Annotated in this window: 17 protein-coding genes and 2 pseudogenes; 7 read left to right on the top strand and 12 right to left on the bottom strand. The window is 58.5% G+C overall.

Features of this window, described 5'->3' with window-relative positions:
• Positions 1-393: 393 nt before the first annotated feature.
• Positions 394-1542, bottom strand: a complete 1149-nt coding sequence (locus tag MESS2_RS29195; protein WP_008878291.1) for an aromatic ring-hydroxylating oxygenase subunit alpha — start codon at positions 1540-1542, stop codon at positions 394-396.
• Between the two features lie 202 nt (positions 1543-1744).
• Between MESS2_RS29195 and MESS2_RS32585 the strand changes: the two are divergent.
• The 3 genes and pseudogenes from MESS2_RS32585 to MESS2_RS29190 all read left to right on the top strand — a co-directional run.
• Positions 1745-1914, top strand: a pseudogene (locus MESS2_RS32585) (Tn3 family transposase); the annotation flags it as partial.
• Positions 1848-2003 carry a DAK2 domain-containing protein gene (locus tag MESS2_RS34290; RefSeq protein WP_083918719.1) on the top strand — a complete coding sequence of 52 codons (156 nt, stop codon included), beginning with the start codon at positions 1848-1850 and terminating at the stop codon, positions 2001-2003. The pseudogene MESS2_RS32585 and the gene MESS2_RS34290, both read left to right, overlap by 67 nt.
• A 346-nt stretch (positions 2004-2349) precedes the next feature.
• Positions 2350-3402 (top strand): flavin reductase family protein, encoded by a 1053-nt coding sequence (locus tag MESS2_RS29190; RefSeq protein WP_008878286.1) that lies wholly within the window; start codon positions 2350-2352, stop codon positions 3400-3402.
• Between the two features lie 3 nt (positions 3403-3405).
• Here the strand turns inward: MESS2_RS29190 and MESS2_RS29185 are convergent, their stop codons facing one another.
• Positions 3406-4251 carry a LysR family transcriptional regulator gene (locus MESS2_RS29185; protein WP_008878285.1) on the bottom strand — a complete coding sequence of 282 codons (846 nt, stop codon included), beginning with the start codon at positions 4249-4251 and terminating at the stop codon, positions 3406-3408.
• 172 nt (positions 4252-4423) lie between these two features.
• Here MESS2_RS29185 and MESS2_RS29180 point away from each other — a divergent pair, with 172 nt between their 5' ends.
• Genes MESS2_RS29180 through MESS2_RS29170 form a run of 3 tightly spaced genes read left to right on the top strand, consistent with a single transcriptional unit; the run spans position 4424 to position 6574 of the window.
• Positions 4424-5509 (top strand): amidohydrolase family protein, encoded by a 1086-nt coding sequence (locus MESS2_RS29180; RefSeq protein WP_008878283.1) that lies wholly within the window; start codon positions 4424-4426, stop codon positions 5507-5509.
• Positions 5509-5886 carry a Rieske (2Fe-2S) protein gene (locus tag MESS2_RS29175; protein ID WP_040594305.1) on the top strand — a complete coding sequence of 126 codons (378 nt, stop codon included), beginning with the start codon at positions 5509-5511 and terminating at the stop codon, positions 5884-5886. The genes MESS2_RS29180 and MESS2_RS29175 overlap by 1 nt, the downstream gene beginning before the upstream one ends.
• Before the next feature lie 25 nt (positions 5887-5911).
• Positions 5912-6574: an HD domain-containing protein gene (locus MESS2_RS29170; protein ID WP_008878281.1), complete on the top strand. Its 663-nt coding sequence runs from the start codon at positions 5912-5914 to the stop codon at positions 6572-6574.
• 190 nt (positions 6575-6764) lie between these two features.
• Here MESS2_RS29170 and MESS2_RS29165 read toward each other — a convergent pair.
• The 10 genes and pseudogenes from MESS2_RS29165 to MESS2_RS29120 form a co-directional block, all read right to left on the bottom strand.
• Positions 6765-7470: pseudogene (locus tag MESS2_RS29165) on the bottom strand (IS6 family transposase).
• A gap of 246 nt (positions 7471-7716) precedes the next feature.
• Positions 7717-10245 (bottom strand): heavy metal translocating P-type ATPase, encoded by a 2529-nt coding sequence (locus tag MESS2_RS29160; RefSeq protein WP_008878278.1) that lies wholly within the window; start codon positions 10243-10245, stop codon positions 7717-7719.
• Between the two features lie 30 nt (positions 10246-10275).
• Positions 10276-10440: a DsbA family protein gene (locus tag MESS2_RS33130; protein WP_008878277.1), complete on the bottom strand. Its 165-nt coding sequence runs from the start codon at positions 10438-10440 to the stop codon at positions 10276-10278.
• On the bottom strand, positions 10430-11023 hold the full coding sequence (locus tag MESS2_RS29150) for an aminotransferase class III-fold pyridoxal phosphate-dependent enzyme (RefSeq protein ID WP_008878275.1): 594 nt from the start codon (positions 11021-11023) through the stop codon (positions 10430-10432). The genes MESS2_RS33130 and MESS2_RS29150 overlap by 11 nt, the downstream gene beginning before the upstream one ends.
• 1 nt (position 11024) lies before the next feature.
• The gene (locus tag MESS2_RS29145) at positions 11025-11960 is read right to left on the bottom strand and encodes a homoserine O-succinyltransferase (RefSeq protein ID WP_008878274.1); all 936 of its coding nucleotides are present in this window, start codon (positions 11958-11960) and stop codon (positions 11025-11027) included.
• A 92-nt stretch (positions 11961-12052) separates the two neighbouring features.
• Positions 12053-13282 carry an FAD-dependent oxidoreductase gene (locus MESS2_RS29140; protein WP_008878273.1) on the bottom strand — a complete coding sequence of 410 codons (1230 nt, stop codon included), beginning with the start codon at positions 13280-13282 and terminating at the stop codon, positions 12053-12055.
• Entirely contained in the window at positions 13272-14507 is a 1236-nt protein-coding gene (locus MESS2_RS29135) for a CynX/NimT family MFS transporter (protein ID WP_008878272.1), read from the bottom strand. Before MESS2_RS29135 ends, MESS2_RS29140 begins: the two co-directional genes overlap by 11 nt.
• Positions 14508-14527: 20 nt before the next feature.
• On the bottom strand, positions 14528-15379 hold the full coding sequence (locus tag MESS2_RS29130) for a gamma-glutamyl-gamma-aminobutyrate hydrolase family protein (protein ID WP_008878270.1): 852 nt from the start codon (positions 15377-15379) through the stop codon (positions 14528-14530).
• 7 nt (positions 15380-15386) lie between these two features.
• Positions 15387-16745: an O-acetylhomoserine aminocarboxypropyltransferase/cysteine synthase family protein gene (locus MESS2_RS29125; protein WP_008878269.1), complete on the bottom strand. Its 1359-nt coding sequence runs from the start codon at positions 16743-16745 to the stop codon at positions 15387-15389.
• Positions 16746-16893: 148 nt separating this feature from the next.
• Positions 16894-18102, bottom strand: coding sequence for a histidine decarboxylase (locus MESS2_RS29120; RefSeq protein ID WP_083918718.1), 1209 nt, complete (start codon positions 18100-18102; stop codon positions 16894-16896).
• A 127-nt stretch (positions 18103-18229) separates the two neighbouring features.
• Between MESS2_RS29120 and MESS2_RS29115 the strand changes: the two genes are divergently transcribed.
• On the top strand, positions 18230-18563 hold a 334-nt coding region (locus MESS2_RS29115; RefSeq protein ID WP_040594303.1), incomplete at its 3' end, for a GntR family transcriptional regulator.

The following is an 18563-nucleotide window of genomic DNA, read 5'->3' as shown; positions in this document are numbered from 1 at the left end:
GTACGCTCATTCGCAACGCTCCATAGGCGTTATTGCAGCCAAAGGTGTCTACTGGCCCCGCACTCGTTCGTCGGTGCGCGCCTGCCCCGGCAACGTCCTTCCAGGTCGGAGATCACGGCTGCGCCGATGATCGAATTCATTCCTGACGGTTATCGAGTGAAAAATGAAATGCCGCTACTGGGCATACACAGGAAGGTTCTCGACAGTATAAATTCTATTCCTACGGGGCCGCGCCAACGGCAGAGCCTTCAAGACACCCGATCAGCGCTCTCATGACTGAGGCAGGGTGAAGGGTTCGTGATCAGCACCGGCCGCTATGGCCGGTGCAGGATCGCGCTCACCGAGATCACATGGCAATAACCGGTTGCTTGACCAAGCTCCATATCAGCCCAGTTATTCGACTCCGATTTTGAGTCCGAGAGCATTGACCACCAGCTTCTGGAAGTGGTGGACCGGCGCCTCGGTAACCTGGACCCGATCGCCTCCAACGACGAAACGCCCTTGGTTGTATCCCATGGACTTCAGTCCCTTCTGCACGCTCTCGCAAATGGGGATATCTTCCGCAAATTGGAGTGTATCGCGCTGGAACTTGATGGTGCCACTCAACTCCTCGCTGACGGTTCCGTCCTTCGTAAACCAGTCATGACGCTCGTACGAAGTCGTGGGAGTAAGTGGATCGACGCGCATCACGGAGAGTTGCTCGTCGCCTGGATAAACCCAGATCGTGAGATTCGGCCACAGGAACCACCCACCGTATCCGTCAATGTCGTTACCGCTAACCTTATAGGCAGCGCTGTCCCGAGTGGTCCGAGTGGAGCAGTGGCTGGTGAAGATTCCATTGGAATACGGGTTGTACGCCCCGTCGCCGAAGTCGACCAACACGGAAAAGTCTTTGTGCGCCACTGCACAGTGGTAGCACTCCTGGAAGTTCTCGACCAATATCTTCCAGTTAGCTTGTGGCTCGTATTCTTGGCTGGTGGCATATACGAGATCATCTGCATGAGGTACGTAGCTACGAATCTCCTTTTCCAGTTCGGGAGCCTGTTCACGCAACGGTACAGCTTTACCGTCTAGGTTTACAAAGAGCATACCGCAGAATTCTTCAATCGCCACCTCCTTCAAAGTGAACTGGCTCTTGTCGAAATCCTTGATTGAGCCGGTCTCGCGTGCGGCTCGCAACGTTCCATCGAGGTTATACGTCCATGCATGGTAAGGGCATACGATCATCTGCGTCTTGCCGCAACCGCGTAGCAACTCGTGTCCGCGATGTTGACACACATTGTGGAATGCCCGAACGCGCTCATCTTGCCCTTTGATGATGATCACATTCTGATCGTGGACCAATTCGGTTACATAGTCGCCAGGATTCCGTACCCTGCTTTTGTGGCAGACATAGACCCAACTTTTGTAGAAAATCGCGGCCTTTTCCTGTTCGAAAACGGCTGAATCATAAAAGTACCTTGCTGGAAGCGTGTATGACACGCTGGCATCCTCACGAAACGGCTTATCTTGATCTTTTTTCTCGATCAGGTGTACATTCATGACCTAACCTCTCCCTGTTTCTCATCTGTGACAGTGTACGTGGGCTTTACGGACGTTAGTACCGATGGGGTAATTCGTGACGTTGCAGTCAGCAAATTCGTCTAGTTACTGCCGCATCGTATAAAAACCATGTTGCCCGTGCGACACACCGGTGACAAGCAATGTTATCAAGGTCTTATGGATAAGCGATCGTTATGCCACGCGCGGTGCGATCCGTGACCGATCGTTCGAGAGCCAGGCTTCCGCACGTCCAGGCTCAATCTCGTCGTCAGTGCGATCGTGCACTGGAACACGGTCTATCTTGACTGCGCGGTGACACAGATGAAACGAGCGGGAAGGAACATTCCGGATCCGGCCGCGCCGCGCGTCTCGGCGAGCGCTCGCTGGGTCATCCGGACCCCGGCTCGGTTTCGGCCGCGATGCTGGTCGAAGAAATCTGCAAGGCGATGAAGGCCGCTTAGCCGTCAGGTATCCCGTTGCACGCCGAGCCGAGCAACAGCGATGTCGTAGGCGGTCGAACAGGCGTTGGTGCGGCCCTGCCGTCATCCTGCCGCGCAACACCGCCTGTCCGTTCTAAGGCGCCGCGTAGTTGTTTGAGGTCCGTTCCGCCACCACCGTATGGCGGCTGAGGAGCAAAGCGTCACCCGACTTGGAGGTGAAGCTCAAGGCATCAAGTGGATCCGAGCTCTTTGCCGCTTACAGCTGGCGAGGGATCTGAACGCCTTTCGCGATCAACGAAACGCGGGGTTGTGCCGCCAACTCTGTTTAAGATGGATCACTTCTCCATCTGATCCGGGACATGATCGAATGAGCATCGATGCGGTTCTCGCCGAAACAAGGCCACCTTTGGGCACCTTGCACTCATGCGTGTGCACTGATCGCATTCAGGAAACAGGGGATGTCGTCACTCTGGAGTTCCAGAGGACCGATGGTCGGAGATTCGATTTCCTTGCCGGACAGTTCGTTACGATCCGTTTCTCTTGGGACGGCGAGCGTTACGCGCGGGTGTTTACCATAGCGTCGCCGCCGACCCGGCCTCAACGTATCGCCTTGACGATCAAGGCCGCGGCGAATGGCAGGGCCACGCGCATCCTGCACGATCATTTCGCCGCAGGTTGCTCGCTCGAGATCAGCGAACCCGGCGGCGACTTCACGCTGGAGGGCCGCGCCGTCGAGAAGGCGCTGTTCCTGTGCGCTGGAAGCGGTATCACGCCGCTGATGTCGATGGCGCGGGCCCTGTATGATACAGGCAGTGATCTGGACCTCGCGTTCATACAATGCGCGCGCACGCCCGACGATGTGCTCTTTGGCCAGGAACTGCGGATGCTGCGCGAAAGCATGATGAAGCTGAGGGTCGAGACAATGTGCAGCCAAATGTCTGGATCCGGCCAACCCCAAGGTGGCGGCCGGCTTGACGTGGCCCAGTTGGCGCGTCTTGTCCCGGATGCGGCTTCACGGACGGCCTTTCTGTGCGGCCCGACCGGATTCATGCAGGCAATGCGCCGTCATCTGATCGAGCTTGCGGTTCCAGCCGAGCGGATCTTCATGGAAAGCTTCGGCCTCGAACCATCACAAACAAGCAAGGGATTTGGCAGCACGGGAGCCGTTGTCGCCTTCGAGCGCTCCGGCGTGCGCTGTGAGGTCAACGAAGATGATACAATTCTGCATTTGGCCGAAGCTAATGGCGTTTACGTCGAAACGGCGTGCCGAATGGGCGTATGCGGCACGTGCAAGGTCAAGCTGCTTCAGGGCGAAGTCGACATGAACGATATGGGCGGCCTGTCGGACATGGAGCGCCTGGACGGCTTCATCCTGTCCTGCTGCAGCACGCCTAAGGGCAACGTCGTAGTCGACCTGTAGATGCTACGCCGTCATCAGTTTGAGCGCCTTGAGCAGGCGAACATGGGTATGAGAATGGTGATGCCTGACATGCACGGCCGAGTAGATGGGATGTGAGATCTTCGGTGCATCTGCAATGGGGTGCGCCACGCCTTCCTGCCGCAATTTTGTCGCCACGCTTTCCGTAACGAACGCTGTGCCGCCCCTGCTTCGCAGGAGATAAACAACGGCACCGCCATTTCCCGTCGAAACCGGGCTGTTTTCCAGTTCTGGCAGCATCTGCTTGTGGGCGCGGTTGAAAAAGGCCGAATAATTGGCGCGGATATAATCCGCCGGCTTGACCTCGCTCCAGGCAATGCTGCGCGTCGAAACCATGACGAAATTTTCCTCCGCGATCTGCTCGTAATGCATGTCCGGAAAGTACTGCGGAGAATAGAGCACCGCCAGATCGAGGCTGCCCGTGGTGAGATCAAGGATCATCTGGTTGGAGTAGTCGATCTCGACGTAGATTGCCAGTTTAGGCATCGTCGCTCGCACCCATTCCAGCCAACCTTCCAGCACGCGCTCGTAGAGTTCGAACTGGATGCCGATGCGGATTAGGCGATCGAACTTTCCAACCGCCTGGATTTCGCGGCGAGCGTCCAGCCAACGCAGCCTAACCGCGCGCGCGTGCTCTTCGAACCTCAGACCGGCGACGGTCGGCTCAGTCCCGCTTTTGCCGCGGATGAAGAGCTGCTTTTCCAGGAGAGCCTCGAGCGTGCGGATGCGACTGGAAACGGTCGACTGGGTGATGCCCAGCCGCTCCGCTGTCCTGTTGAAATTGCGGGTTTCGATCAGATCTAGGAACGTATCCAGCAGTTCGATCTGCATGCAGCCATCCAGCGCAAGAATTCCCGCAACTGCTAGCGCTTTTCAGGCTGTTCCGACAACAGGTAATCGGATTCGCCGATTAACATCTTGCCGTTGGCTGCGTTGCCGGAGCTGCCGCTGAGGCGCACGCTTACCCCGTCTTCCACCCACCCTCCATGGCAGGTGCCTACCCATGTTCATCGTCGACACCGACGTCCACAATTACTGGTCCAGCGCCGAGGTGCTGCTCCCCTATCTCGAGCCCTACTGGCGCGATTTCCTGGTTCGCGGCGAGAAGCCTGGGCCGAGGGGAAGCTTTCCGCATGGCCACCGACCATGGCTGCATCCGGAGGGGTTTTCGCGGCACGACATCCGGCCGGAGACCGAGGAAGACAACTATTTGATCATGAAGGAGAAGCACCTCGATCTCTACGACATCGACGTGGCTATCCTCACCGCCGACGAGCCTTTGGAAGCTTCGACGCTAGCCAACTACCACTATGCGAACGCGCTGGTGAAGGCCTACAATGACTACATGATCGACTGGTGGCTGCCGAAGGATAGCCGCTTCAAGGGGTCGATCATCATTTCGCCAACTGACCCGCACGGGGCCGCGGCCGAAATCCGGCGTCTCGGCGGCCACAAGGACATCGTGCAGGTCCTGGCCAGCCACGGCTCGCAGCGCCCCTATGGCGATCCCTTCTACCATCCGATCTACGAGGCCTGCGCTGAGGTAGGCCTGCCCTTCGCCATCCATTTCGGCGGCCAGGGTGGCGTCAACCACAATGCGGTCGCCAGCGGTCCGACTGCCTATTACTGGGAAACGCACGCCCTGCTCAGCCAGCCGGCGATGACCCATGTGGTCAGCATGATCTCCAACGGCGTGTTTGAGAAGTATCCCGACCTCTACTTCGTCGTCATCGAATGCGGCGTGTCGTGGGTGCCTTCGCTGATGTGGCGGCTTGACGCCAACTTCAAGGCGCTGCGCAAAGAGACGCCGTGGCTGAAGATGCTGCCCTCGGAATATTGCCGCCGCAACATCCGCTTCAGCACCCAGCCGCTCGAGCAACCTCAGAACGTCAGGCATCTGTGGGAAACGCTGGAGCACATGGACGGCCAGAACACACTGCTTTTCGCCTCCGACTATCCGCACTGGGATTTCGACGCGCCGACCAATCTGCACATCCCGCCCGCATGGCGCGACAAGGTCATGGGGCTGAATGCGCTGGAGGTCTACAAGCGCATCGAGGCTCCGGCCGCCAGTGCGAGGGTCGCTTGATGCCAGCCGCAGCAACAGCCCCCGCGCTGACCTTCGCCTGCAAGACCACAGACGTCGCGGTCGGCAAGCCGAAGATCGTCACCATCGGTCGCATCGGCGTCGGCATATTCCAGCTCGAGGATGGCTATGCCGCGCTGCTCAACATTTGCCCGCACCGCGCAGGTCAGCTCTGCGAGGGGCCGATCTCCGGCACCACCAGGCAAACAGATAGGGCGGAATTCGTCTATGAGCGCGCCGGAGAGCTCATTCGCTGTGCCTGGCATGGATGGGAGTTTGATATCCGGTCCGGCAAATGCCTTGTCGATGCCAAGCTGAAGGCTCGCACCTTCCCCGTACATGTCGACGGCGACGACATCTATCTTGAAATGGCCCGCTGACAGAACCAGCATTTGGAGTTTCGCCATGGAAACCGTGAAGTTTACCCAGATGAAGGATGGTGACCGTGAGGACTACGCCTTCCTGACCGAGCATGAAACCGAATATGCCGCCGGCACGGCCGACCGACTTTTGGCGGCGATGGTCGAACTCGACAAATCGTTGTCAGGTTACAAAGTGACCCGGCTTGGCCATTCTCTGCAGGCCGCCACACGCGCCTGGAATGCCGGCGCAGACATCGACTGGGTGGTGTCGGCGCTGCTGCACGACATCGGCGACATCTACGCTCCCTACAATCACGACGAATACGCCGCGGCCATCCTGCGACCGTTCGTGCGCGAACAATGCGCCTGGGTAGTGGAGAAGCACGGCGATTTTCAGCTGGTCTATTACGGCGAGCATGTCGGCGCGAACCCGCGCAAGCGGGACGCGTTCAGGGACTCCGCCTATTTCGACGACTGCGCCGAGTTCTGCGAGAAATGGGACCAGGCGAGCTTCGATCCGGACTACGTCACGCGGCCGCTGGAGTTCTTCGCGCCCATGGTGCAGGAGGTGTTCGCCCGGAAGAGCTATGATCCGGGAATAATTCGGACCGATCGGCGAGAGCCCCTGTCGAACGTCGCGCTGCAGATGTCGCGTGCAGCGCTGAGCCATGTTAGGCTGGGCGCGACTGTCGAAGTGGCGCGGTAAGGAAATCATCGAGAGCACCCGGGCGCAGCTGATTGAGGTAGCGCTGGAGGTTGGCCTCGGCGACGTGTCCTAGTTTTCGCGCCTTTAAGAGGTGTATGGCCGGACACCCGCTCAGTTCAGAGCGGACATACCCGCCGACGGTGCTGTCACGTTGTTTGAAGAAGGGCGCGTGAGACCCTCGGTGCTTTGTTCAGGCAAGCCGACGGCTTGCGGCGTTCCATTCGGCGATGGCCTGAAGGCGATGCTTTCGGATCTGGGAAGCGGAGCGGTTTATATGGGATGGAACGAAGAGGTTGCGGACGGCGGAGAAGACGGAGACAAAGTGCTGCAATGAGCCGATCGACCGGAAGCCCTGGCGTACGCGTTCTCGTTTGCGGAACGGGAGGTGAGAATTCTCCGCGCGGTTATTCAGGCCTTTGTGCGAGCGATGCTCGACATTCGGCATGATCTGGCGTTTCGCGGCGCCGTAAGAGCGCAGCTTGTCCGTGATCATGCGCTTCGGCGCCATGCCCTGCTTCTTCAGCAGTCGGGTCAGCAAACGCTTGGCAGCCTTGGTGTTGCGGTGGATCTGGACAAATTTCATCGAGCACGTAGCCTTCCTGATCGACGGCCCGCCACAGCCAGTGTTTCTTGCCGGCGATGGTGATCACCACCTCGTCGAGGTGCCAGACATCATTTGACGACGGCGGCTTGCGGCGCAAGCGACGGGCATAATCGGGGCCGTGCTTTCGGCCCCATCGGCGGATTGTCTCGTAGGAAACCACAATCCCGCGCTCCAGTAGCATTTCCTCGACGTGGCGCAGGCTCAACGGGAATCGGTAGTAAAGCCAGACAGCGCGGGCGATGATCTCCGGCGGAAAGCGATGATTCTTGTAACGGGCGGCAGCGTCAGACATGCCTCGGCCCTTACCGGGAAGCCGTTAACGCAAAAACAACGTGAACAAAGCACCGAGGGTCTCATGCGCCCTTCTTCAAACAACGTGACAGCACCCGATCAAGGCATCGACATAGGCGTCGAACGCCGCTTCACTCTCCGCAGTCCAGTTGCTCATGGCGCGCTTCCCTCATCACCAAGCAGCACCCTAACAAATCCGCGACCAGCGCGAATCCCCCCGAAGCCGCGACCTTCTGACTCAGTAAGACTAGGCGGCGATTGCGCCATTCACTTTGGCGGCCGCGGGGCGGTAGGGATCTCGATAGGCGAGCAATCGCAGCGCGTTGAAGACGACGAGCAGGGTCGAGCCTTCGTGCATGGCCACTGCCGGCCCGATGCCCAGGCCGAGGATCGTCGAAGGGATCAGTATGGCGACGACGCCAAGGCTTACGAACACGTTCTGGCGAATGATCGAGCGTGCACGCCGGCTCAGCCCCACCGCGAAGGGCAGGTGCGACAGGTCGTCCGCCATCAGCGCGACGTCGGCGGTCTCGAGGGCCACGTCCGAGCCGGCCGCGCCCATGGCGATGCCGACGGTCGCGCTCGCCATCGCCGGCGCGTCGTTGACGCCGTCGCCGACCATCGCGACCTGGCCTTCCGACCGCAGCTTCTTGACCGCCTTCACCTTGTCCTCCGGCATGAGGTCGCCCCAGGCTTCATCGAGGCCGACATCCTTCGCGATCGCGTCGGCGACCTTCTGGTTGTCGCCAGAGAGCATGATCATGCGCTTGATGCCGGTCTCGTGAAGCGACACCAACGCGTCCCGAGCTGCGGCGCGCGGCGTGTCCATAAGCCCGATCACGCCAAGATCACGGTCGCCCTGCCGAACCACCATCGTCGTGCGTCCGCCTTCCCGAAGCCGCGCGACGGCCCGGGTCATCGCTTCGCCGAGAGCTGGAATGCCGTCGGTTCCAAACATCTCGGCCTTGCCGATCCAGACCGTCTGTCCCTCGAGCGTCGCCGTGACGCCCTTGCCCGTGAGGCTACTGACATCGGACGCCGTGGCGACCTCCTTCCCGTTCAGCTTCTCCTTGCCGTCGCGCACGATCGCCTCGGCCAGCGGATGGTCGCTCAGGCTCTCCACCGCGACCGCCACCGTCAACAGTTTGCCCTCGTCGACGCCGTCGGCGGTGACGATGTCGGTGACGCGGGGTTGGCCTTGCGTCAGCGTGCCGGTCTTGTCGAACGCGATCGCCGTCAGGGAGCCGAGGTTCTCAAGCGGTCCGCCGCCCTTCACCAGGACGCCGCCGCGCGCCGCCCGGGCGACGCCCGACAGGACGGCACTCGGCGTGGCGATGGCCAGCGCGCAGGGGCTCGCGGCCACCAGCACCGCCATCGCGCGGTAGAAGCTGTCGCGGAAGGGCTCGTCCACCACGACCCAGGCGAACAGAAGGATGAAGGCAAGAGCGAGGACGGCAGGCACGAAGATGCGCTCGAACTTGTCGGTGAAGCGCTGCGTGGGCGATTTCTGAGCCTCCGCTTCGCTCACCATCTTGACCACCTTGGCGAGCGCGCTCTCGGTGGAGCGCCGCGTCACCTCGACCTCGATCGCACCTGCGCCGTTGATCGTTCCGGCAAAGACGCGCGAGGCGGTGTCCACCGAATCGGGCCGGGCGCGGGCTGCGGCGGCGTCCGCGACCGGGCGCTTGTCGACCGGAATGCTCTCGCCCGTGACGGGCGCCTGGTTGACGCTGGACACTCCCTTCACTAGAAAACCATCGGCAGGCAGCCGCTCGTTCGGGCGCACGACCACGATGTCGCCGAGAACGAGTTCCTCCACCGGGATCTCGCTGGTCTGACCGTCACGTCGCACGGTCGCGACCGGCGGCGCAAGCTCAGCCAGCGCCTCGATCGCCCGTTTGGCGCGGCCCATGGCATAATGTTCGAGCGCGTGGCCGAGGCTGAACAGGAACAGCAGCAGCGCGCCTTCGGCGAAAGCCCCCAGTGCCGCCGCGCCGGCCGCCGCGACCAGCATCAGCGTGTCGATCTCGAACTTCTTGAGCCGGAGGTTGTCGACGGCCTCGCGCAGCGTGAAGAAGCCGCCGAAGAAATAGGCGGCGATGTAGCAGGCCGTCGGCAGCCAGCCGGGGGCGCCCGCCGCCAGTTTCTCGATCGCGAAGCCGACCCCGAGCAGCGCGCCGCTCAACAGGGCGAAGATCAGTTCCGTGTTCGGCCCGAGGAACTGGCCATGCGCATGATCGTGACCGTCGCCCGCTTTATGTTCTTCGCCCGGCCCATGGTCGTGGCCGGCATGTGCGTCCCCGTCGTCATCCGGAGCGGATGCCGGCTCTCCGTTCCGCTCGACGCCGAGGGCGCGAAGCGCCTCGGCTATCCTATCCTCTGAAGCGGCTTCGCGATCGAACTCGACATGCACCGTGCCGGCGGAGTTCGCTTCCGCTTCGACCACGCCTGCCAGCGAGCCGATTTTCTCGGCGACCGTGCGCGCGCGGCGCTCGTGACCTATGCCGGAGACATTCCAGGTAACATGTCCGAACCGGGCCGTTATCCGCGCACCGGCCGCCTGGGCGATCTCGCGGATTCGCTTGAGCGGGACAATCTCCTGATCGAAGTGAACGCAAAGCTTGGCAGGCTCGTCCCCGTCGGCCGCCAGGACATGGATCTTCTCGATCCCATCTCGCGCTTCAAGATCGGAAGTCAACCGCGCGACACACGAGTCGGCCTCGTCCGCGATCTGCGGCAGCAGCAGCGGAAGGTCCAGGCGTAGCTTGCTCGTCATTGTGAAACACTCCCAGCGGGTCAGGCGCCCTTATTTGGACGCCGCAACTTCGGCCTTCACGAGATCTTCCAATTGCTTACGCCCGAATGAGGGCAGCGGCTTTCCATTGACAAAAAAGGTCGGGGTGCCCGTGATGCCCACCGCCTTCACATCTGCGACATCCTGGGCCAGGACCGCGTCGACCTCAGGGGTCACAGCGTCCTACTTTGCCTTCGCGATGTCCAGTCCCACCTCCTGCGCGACTGCCCATGCGCTTTCCGGATCGGGGCTGCCGTCGGCCCCCCATTGCATCTCCGTCCGGCAAGGCGGACACTAGCGTGACGCCGTGAAATCCGTTTGTAAAAGCGATTATGTTGGACCGTCCCGTGGCTTTGCGCGCCAGCTTGAGCGCTGCCTCGACCGCATTTGTCCCCGTCGGTCCGGTGAACTGGATCTTATAACCCAGGCGACGAGGACCTAAGATTTTCTCGGCAAATGTCTCGATAAACGAACGCTTTGAGACAGTGTGGAGGTCGAGCGAATGCGCTATGCCATTGCCGGAGATGTAATCGAGCAATGCCTCCTTCATATCTGGGTCGTTATGACCATAGTTAAGAGAGCCGCACCCAGACAGGAAATCTATGCAAGTTGCACCGGTTGTCAGCGTAAGGAGGGCGTTCTCTGCGCTTCTGATTTCAAACGGAAACGAGCGACAATAAGATCTTACGTTCGACTCGAGCCGTTCGTAGGTGCATTCGTGCTCGGCGCCCTTGCAGCGCGCCCCCGACGACTCTTCCATCTCAGATCGCACGCTGCAGTACTCCCGCTTGCCAATGATTGAAGACGGGCTTTCTGCGAACCATCTCACCCATCCAATTCCAGAACAGCAGCTGGGCATTGGACCTCCAGGTGTTGGCCGGAGTCAGGTTGGGATTATCGAGAGGGAAGTAATTGGTCGGAGCTTTGATGGCTGTGCCGGCCCGAGTGTCGCGCTCATATTCTTCTTTGAGCGTATCCCAGTCGTATTCCAGATGGTTGAAGATCAACAACGACCCATTGGTTGCATCCTCGACGATTGCGGGGCCGCCGGTCGCCCCAACAAGCAGGGTTTTCAGGTTGGGATTGCCATCGATGTCGCGCTGTCTGATTTCGGTCCAACGACTGACGGGGACCACGATGTCGTCCGAGAGCCCGTACAAATACGGCGACGACTTACTCAGTTTGTGATGACGATAGCAGCCAAAGGCTTTTTCAGAGAGTTCATATTTCGGGATTCCATGATGGTAATATGCTAGCGCCATGGCACCCCAGCAAATACCCATCGTTGCAAGCACATTGGTCTTGGCCCAGGTCATCAAGCCGCAAAGCTCGCTCCAATAGCTCACATCCTCAAAGCTCATATGCTCGACTGGCGCGCCGGTAATGATAAGGCCGTCAAAATTTCTGTGCCTGACGCTACCGAAGGGCTGATAGAACCGTTCAAAATAGGCGGACGAGGTCGTTTTGACCTTATGCCCGTCCAAGCGGATCAATTCCAGTTGTACTGGAAATGGACTCGACCCCAACAAGCGCGCCAGCTGTGTCTCGGTCTCGACTTTCTTTGGCATGAGGTTCACGAGGCCGATCGACAACGGGCTCATCCACTCTGCGCTATGTTCCTTTTCTGAATGCAGCCTTACCCCCTCGCTTTTCAGCAGTGAGTGGACCGGATGTTCCTTGTCCAAAATCAACGACATGGCGCGTACACCTCGCAAGCCTGGTCGACCAATTGAGCCGCTGACTGGGTAAAGATACAGGGCAGAGGCGGAGGAACTGGGAGCATCGCCCCCTATTCCGCCGCTGCCATCTGATATTTGGTGAGGTCGACATCGATCGAAGCCGCCGCAATGCGGCCGGGCCGCTCAATCGACAAGCTTTTTATGTCAGTGCAGAGCTCATGCTCGAGGGCAAGCTGAGCACATAATTTGCCGAACAGCGGCGCAAATTTGAATGCCCAACCGCCTGTGCAAACAACCACATTCCTATTGTCCGCTACGGAGGACGGCAGGACATCCAGAATGCATCCGTTGTCCGGTAGAAGCACTGCTAGGGCTCTGGTTGCGTCGACCGGCGCGGTGTCCACGCCTTTCATCCGATTTCGCACGAAGTCCCGAACGATCTGCAGGTCGATCCTTGGCGGGGCGTATACCCTCTGAGAAACATCTGTAAACTGGTGAGATGCCCAAACGACACCTAATTGCATAAAGCCCGGCTGGCCGAACTCGCACGGGGGATAGCCATAGAACAGATTCGAGTAACCGTTCTCAGGCCGCTCGAACTGGACCCACATCGGGAAGTCCTGGACGTTCCCGTTGACTCTGTAGAATGCCGAACTCATGTCCCACATATTGAGGTTTAGGCTAAAGCCGAAGCTGGGTGACATAAGCTCATTTGCATAGGCGCCTGGGGCGAGAATGGCCTTGCGCGCCGTCACCTTCTCGCCGTTGTCCAGGTGGGCAGTGACATGCTCGCGGTTGTTTGCGATCCGTATCACCCTGGCACCGCTGGCAATCGCGACAGCGTCGCGCCGACAAAGACTTAGCGCGGTTGCTATTGCGGCCTTCACGTCAGTAATGGCGTTGTCAGGCTGAAAAATGCCAACGTAGTGATCGGGCAGATTCCGGAACGGATAACGCCTTTCGATCTCCTTCTTATCCAGAAGTTCGTACGGCTTCCCCAACTCGTTTAAAGTGTCTATGGGTGCGAGAAGTGTGCCTTCCGGGGTGTAATCTGTCTGCGCGCCAAAATTAAGAAGCCCCTTGCGATGCAGGATCTTCGAGCCGGTTTCGGCCTCAAGCTCGTGATAGAGGTCTCCGGCCAGATACGACATCTTCGACAGTTCCGCCTCATTGTACATCGTTCGCCACATCCGTTTGTGGCCCGCAGAGCTGCCCTCCTGGGTGCCAGGGAAGTGCTGTTCTAAAAGTGTCACTTTTTTTCCGCTGCGAGCGGCATAAGAGGCAGCCATCAAGCCGATGACCCCACCCCCGACAACGAGAATATCTGCATCAAGTCTCATTTGCCTGTTCTCCAATGATCTTGTCGTCGACACGGCGGTTACTCCCTGCAACCCACCCGAAGAGAATTTGAACCGAGACGAGGACGATCAGACCCGTCAGGACAATTTCCCAGCTGTTCGTGAAGTCATGCAGGGCGCCGGCACCTACCGGTCCCAACGCGGAGACTGAATAGCCTACAGTCTGGGACATACCGGCGAGAATGGCGGTCTGGTGCGAGGATCGAACTCGCAAGATAGGGAGCGAGAAGCCGATGCCTGCTTCGACACCCAGTCCGGCGCCGAGAATGAACATCCAAATCAGCGTGTGCTGACCCTGCCCGACGAGCACGCCCGCAAGCCCGACAATGACGAGCACCGCGCCGCCTGTGGTTGCCCACACGTGATTGTCGACCTTATGTACGGCAAGCGCCACCGCAAGCGTGAACGGAATTGCCACGATGTTCACCAACGAGAGCATCCGGCTCGCGACTTCGATGTTCTCGCCGAAATCTGCCAGGATCGTCGGCAGCCAAGCGGAAATGGTATAGAAGAGCAGCGAAAGCACCGCGAAATACAGAGTTACCGACCAGGCTAACCCATTTCGCCAGATCCAGGTTCGGTCGCTATGGCTCCGTGCGTCGCCGCCGGCAATTTTTTCTGCTCTCGACGATCGTGCATGTGGCCACCAGATTGGAAATGCCGCGACAGCCAGCAGTCCCCACGACGCGATAGCGAGTCTCCACGATCCAAAGAAGTTCGCGAGGGGTATGGTTCCGGCAGCGGCAAGGGCAGGGCCAATAAACAGAGAGGCTGTATAGACCGCGCTAAGTGGTCCTGCACGCGCAGGGTACTTCTGCTTTATGTATGCTGGCAAAAGCACGTTGCCTATTGTAATGCCCACGCCAACAACTGCCATGCTTAAGAAAAGCGCTGGCGTCGTCGGGAGCAATCTAAGTGCAAAACCGCATATCAGGATGATTAGTGAAACCTGGATCGCTATGCCGAAACCGAGTTTGCGACCAAAACGCGGTGCGCTGGTTGACAGAAGAACAAAGGCCAGCAGCGGTATGGATGTCAGAAAACCGGCGGCGGCGGAACTCAAGCCCTCGTCGATCTCGATGTTGCCAATTACCGGCGCAAGCGTTGTGATTGCCGGCCGCAAATTTAAGCCAACAAGAAGGACAGCAAATATCGCCCAATACAGAGGTGGTAGCCTTGTGTCATTGTTTCTGTTTTGCTGATCCATATCTAATTCCCGTTCGTAACTTATATTATTTCGATGAGATTATAATGCGCCTGGATCGGCGCGTGCGCGTCGGATTTGTTGTTGGCGAATTCGAACATCGATCCGCTTCGAAGGATTTTCGAGCGTTCAGCAAAGTGTCTGCAGGCTTGCCCAAAGCTGGCAAAGATCGCGCGACTGAGGGCATCCTCGCGGTGAAACCATTCGGGATGCCACTGCACGGCCGATACAAACCATTCGGAATCTGTGGCAGATATTGCTTCGATCACGCCGTCTTCAGCAACGAGATCGGCCGACAACCCATCCGCAAGGCGGGATATACCTTGCCTGTGCAGGGAATTGACCTCTATTTTATTCAATCCAAGGCGCCTCACGCACGCGGAGATATTCCCCTCTCCGGCTACGAGAACGTCATGCACCGGGCGATACTGGCAGTCCCTGGGGAGGCTTTCATCCTCGAAATGCGTCTGGTGCCTTTTGTCGTCTGAAAGGTCCTGATCCAGTGTCCCGCCAAATGCCACATTGAGTTCCTGGAGCCCGCGGCAAATCCCAAGAATTGGGAGCTTTTTTGCGCGGGCCACCTTGATCGCGGCAAAAACCGAGCTGTCTCTTGCAGGGTCAAACAACATCGTGTCCGAAATGGACAGACTGGCGTATCGTTGAGGGTGAACATTCGATACCGCACCGCCAAGTACCAGTCCGTGCAATGCCTGCAAGGCGGTACTTAGATCGTCGTCCCCGAGATCTGTTGGGATAACAACTGGCAGCACCCCGGCGGATTCACGGAGCGCTTCGAGGTAGCGCACACGGATATTGTCATAGTCGACGTTGTCACGCCTTTGCCGATCCGCAACTATCCCGACGATTGGCTTCATGATGCTCTCAGGGCCTCAACGTCGCTTTGTCGAGCGCCTGCGTCAGGTCGGCAATGATGTCCTGAACACCCTCGATGCCGACCGACAATCGGATCGCTCCATCAGTCACTCCAGCCGCGAGCCGCGCTTCTTTGGCGACCGACGCATGCGTCGTTGAGGCAGGATGGGTGGCGAGTGTGCGAGCATCTCCGATGTTGGATACGTGATACGCCAACTGCAGGGCTTCGATGAATATTCGTCCCGCCTCCAAGCCTCCGGCAATTTCGAACGAGACCATCGGCCCGCCAAATTCACCCAAATTCTCCTTGGCCAATTCCCTCTCCGAAGCATTTCCCAATGAAGGATAGGTGACTGACAAAACAGCCGGGTGTGAGATGAGGAAGCGGGCAACGGTTTCCGCGTTGTTGCAGTGCCTGGGCATCCGCAACGCAAGCGTCTCGATACCTTGAATGAACATGAAGGACGCGAACGGGGACGGGGACGGTCCAAAATCACGCATCAACGTGTTGCGCATCTTGAGCAGATATGGGCTTGCACCATACTGGCCGCCCAGTTTCGCTGCAGCGTCCAGCCATTCGATGTTCCCGTGAGACTTGTCCGGTTGCAGCATCAGCGGATACCGGTCGGCGTTCACGATCCAATCAAAACGGCCGCTATCGACGATCACGCCTCCGATATGGGTGCCGTGTCCGCAGATGTATTTTGACGTCGAATGCACCACGACGTGCGCCCCCAAATCCAGGGGCCTGCAGATCAATGGCGTAACAGTGTTGTCGACGACGAACACGATACCCTTCTCCTCCGCCAAACGTCCGATTTTCGAGATTGGCAGAGGGGTAAGCTTCGGATTTGGCAGGCCTTCACCAAACCAGGCTCTGGTGCGATCATCTGATGCGTTTACGAAATTCTCAGGGTTATGAGGATCGACAAATCTCGTCTCTATCCCGAGCCGCCCGAAAGTGTGCGACAGGAGGTTGATCGTCCCGCCGTAAAGCTGATTGGAGCTCACGATATTGTCGCCGGCCTGTGTGACATTCAGCAAAGCCAGCATGATTGCTGCCTGGCCTGATGATGTTGCGATCGCGGCAACGGCGCCCTCGAGCGCTGCGACCCTTTGCTCGAATACGTCGGTAGTCGGATTCATAAGACGAGAATACGTGCGCCCATGGTCGCGTAGGTCAAACACGTCCGAAGCGTGCTCAACCGACCGAAAGGAATACGCGTTGGTCAAATAGATCGGGACCGCTGTTGACAGCGTGGTTTCATCGAACCTGTGCCCGACATGGAGGGCCTTGGTGTCAAAGCACCCTTCTGGCACTGTTTGTTCGTCGTGCAGTATTTCTGACGCTTCAACGATCTTATGCATTTTTGTCTCCACAAGATGGCCGTCCACAAGGACGCTGACGTCAACGGTGCTTGACCGGCGCAACCACGTACCAGTCCACCTCGAACTGGCGGCAAACCTCGTGGTTCGCGGTTTCGGTCAGGGGCCGCTGGGCAAAAAGCGAGGGAGGCTATTCAACGAGCTCTGCCGCGATGCCGGGCCGACTTCGCCGGGCGGAGAAATCGAACTCGTAGTCGTGGATGAACCGATTGATCAGTTCATCATTCACATTTGGCATGACAATCGCGTGCGCGAGTTCTCCGTCACAAGCCAATTGATACATTTTGACGATGTCGTCGTTCGGTTTCGGGAAAACCAATGTCAGCGAATGCTTGTTCTGCAGCACTGGAACACCCATTTGCCGCAATCGCTGGGCCAATCTTGTAGCACGCGCCAAGCAGGCTTGAGTTTCGCGCTGAAAGCCGTCCTCACCGAGTTCGACAATGCGCTCCCAGATGGCAATTGAGGCATGCCCGTTTCGGGATCCCATCAAGGTTGTGTCGTTCGAGCGAAGATAGCTGATTGACGATGCGATGCGATTCACATGGTTGCGACGCGCCACGAGAATGCCGCATGGCATTGGTGTTCCGATCATCTTGTGGCCCGAAGCCGAGATCGAATCTATCTCGTGTTTGAACGACGGAATGATCCCCGATTCGACGTTTTCGAGAAACGGAATGACCATCCCGTTCAACGCACCATCAACATGCAAGTATCTGCGATTGCGCGAAACACCTGCCTGTTCGAGTACCTCCAGGCACCCTAGAATGTCGTCATGTGCTCCACGCATGGTCGTTCCGCAGGTCAACGCGATGATCAGACCGCGGCCCGCCAGGGAAGCCACCTTCTTTTGAAGGTCCATTAGGCAGATTTCGCCTGTTTCGTTCGAGTCACATGTCACGCACTCGATGCCCATGATTCTCGCGGCCTTCGGGATCGAATAGTGAGCATCCCGAGAACAGATCAGCGCAGCATCATGGAGTGCCTCGCGACCTAGATAGATGGCCCACAAATTCCCCTCGGTGCCGCTCGCGACAACCGAGCCCCAAAAATCCTCATCGGGCGGGCATTGCCACACCTTTTGCGCCCAGTTGATGATGTCCATCTCAAGGTCGCAGACTTCCGTGGCATAGTGAGATCCGACGTAGGGGTCCCCCAGATTGTTGATCAGGTAACCATTGAACTTCGAGAGATTTTTCGGACTGAATGCCAGGTTGTAGGGATAGCCCATATGATTGCGACGAGCGATTTCGAATCTACTAAGCAATTCTTCGTGATTAGACGGCTCACCACGGGGTCGCCGCGCTATACCTGCTTGGTGTGTATGAAAGCTATTCATGATCTTCCACCTCAGGCCTCGAATATTTGTATGGCCGGAGGTAATAGCATGGCGCCTCGCCGAGGCAATTGATAAGGTGTAACGTGACACTTTTCCGAAAAATCGGGACCGAAAGGCACACTTTAGCATGCGCTTAAAGAGCTCTTGGACACCGAGAATAGGGGGCGGAGATGGCCCGGTTTATCAACGCATTGCGGCTGCCATTATCGAAGACCTATCGCACGGCAACATTTTGCCTGGTGCGCGGCTTCCCGCCCAAAGAGACCTGGCCTTTGACCTCCATGTCGGATTGGGCACTGTCACGAAGGCTTATGGCCTGCTGACAAAGCGTGGGGTCGCGGCCCCCGAAAAAGGCAGGGCGATGTTCATCACTTCAAAGCCTGCGGAGAGCACGGTCATTGAGATGGACGTCAACATCCCCCCGAATCTCTTGTCGGGAAAGATGCTAAGGACAGTCGTCA

Source organism: Mesorhizobium metallidurans STM 2683 (assembly GCF_000350085.1).
In the GTDB taxonomy this organism is placed as follows: Bacteria; Pseudomonadota; Alphaproteobacteria; order Rhizobiales; family Rhizobiaceae; genus Mesorhizobium; species Mesorhizobium metallidurans.
This window is presented reverse-complemented; position numbering and strand designations above follow the sequence as displayed.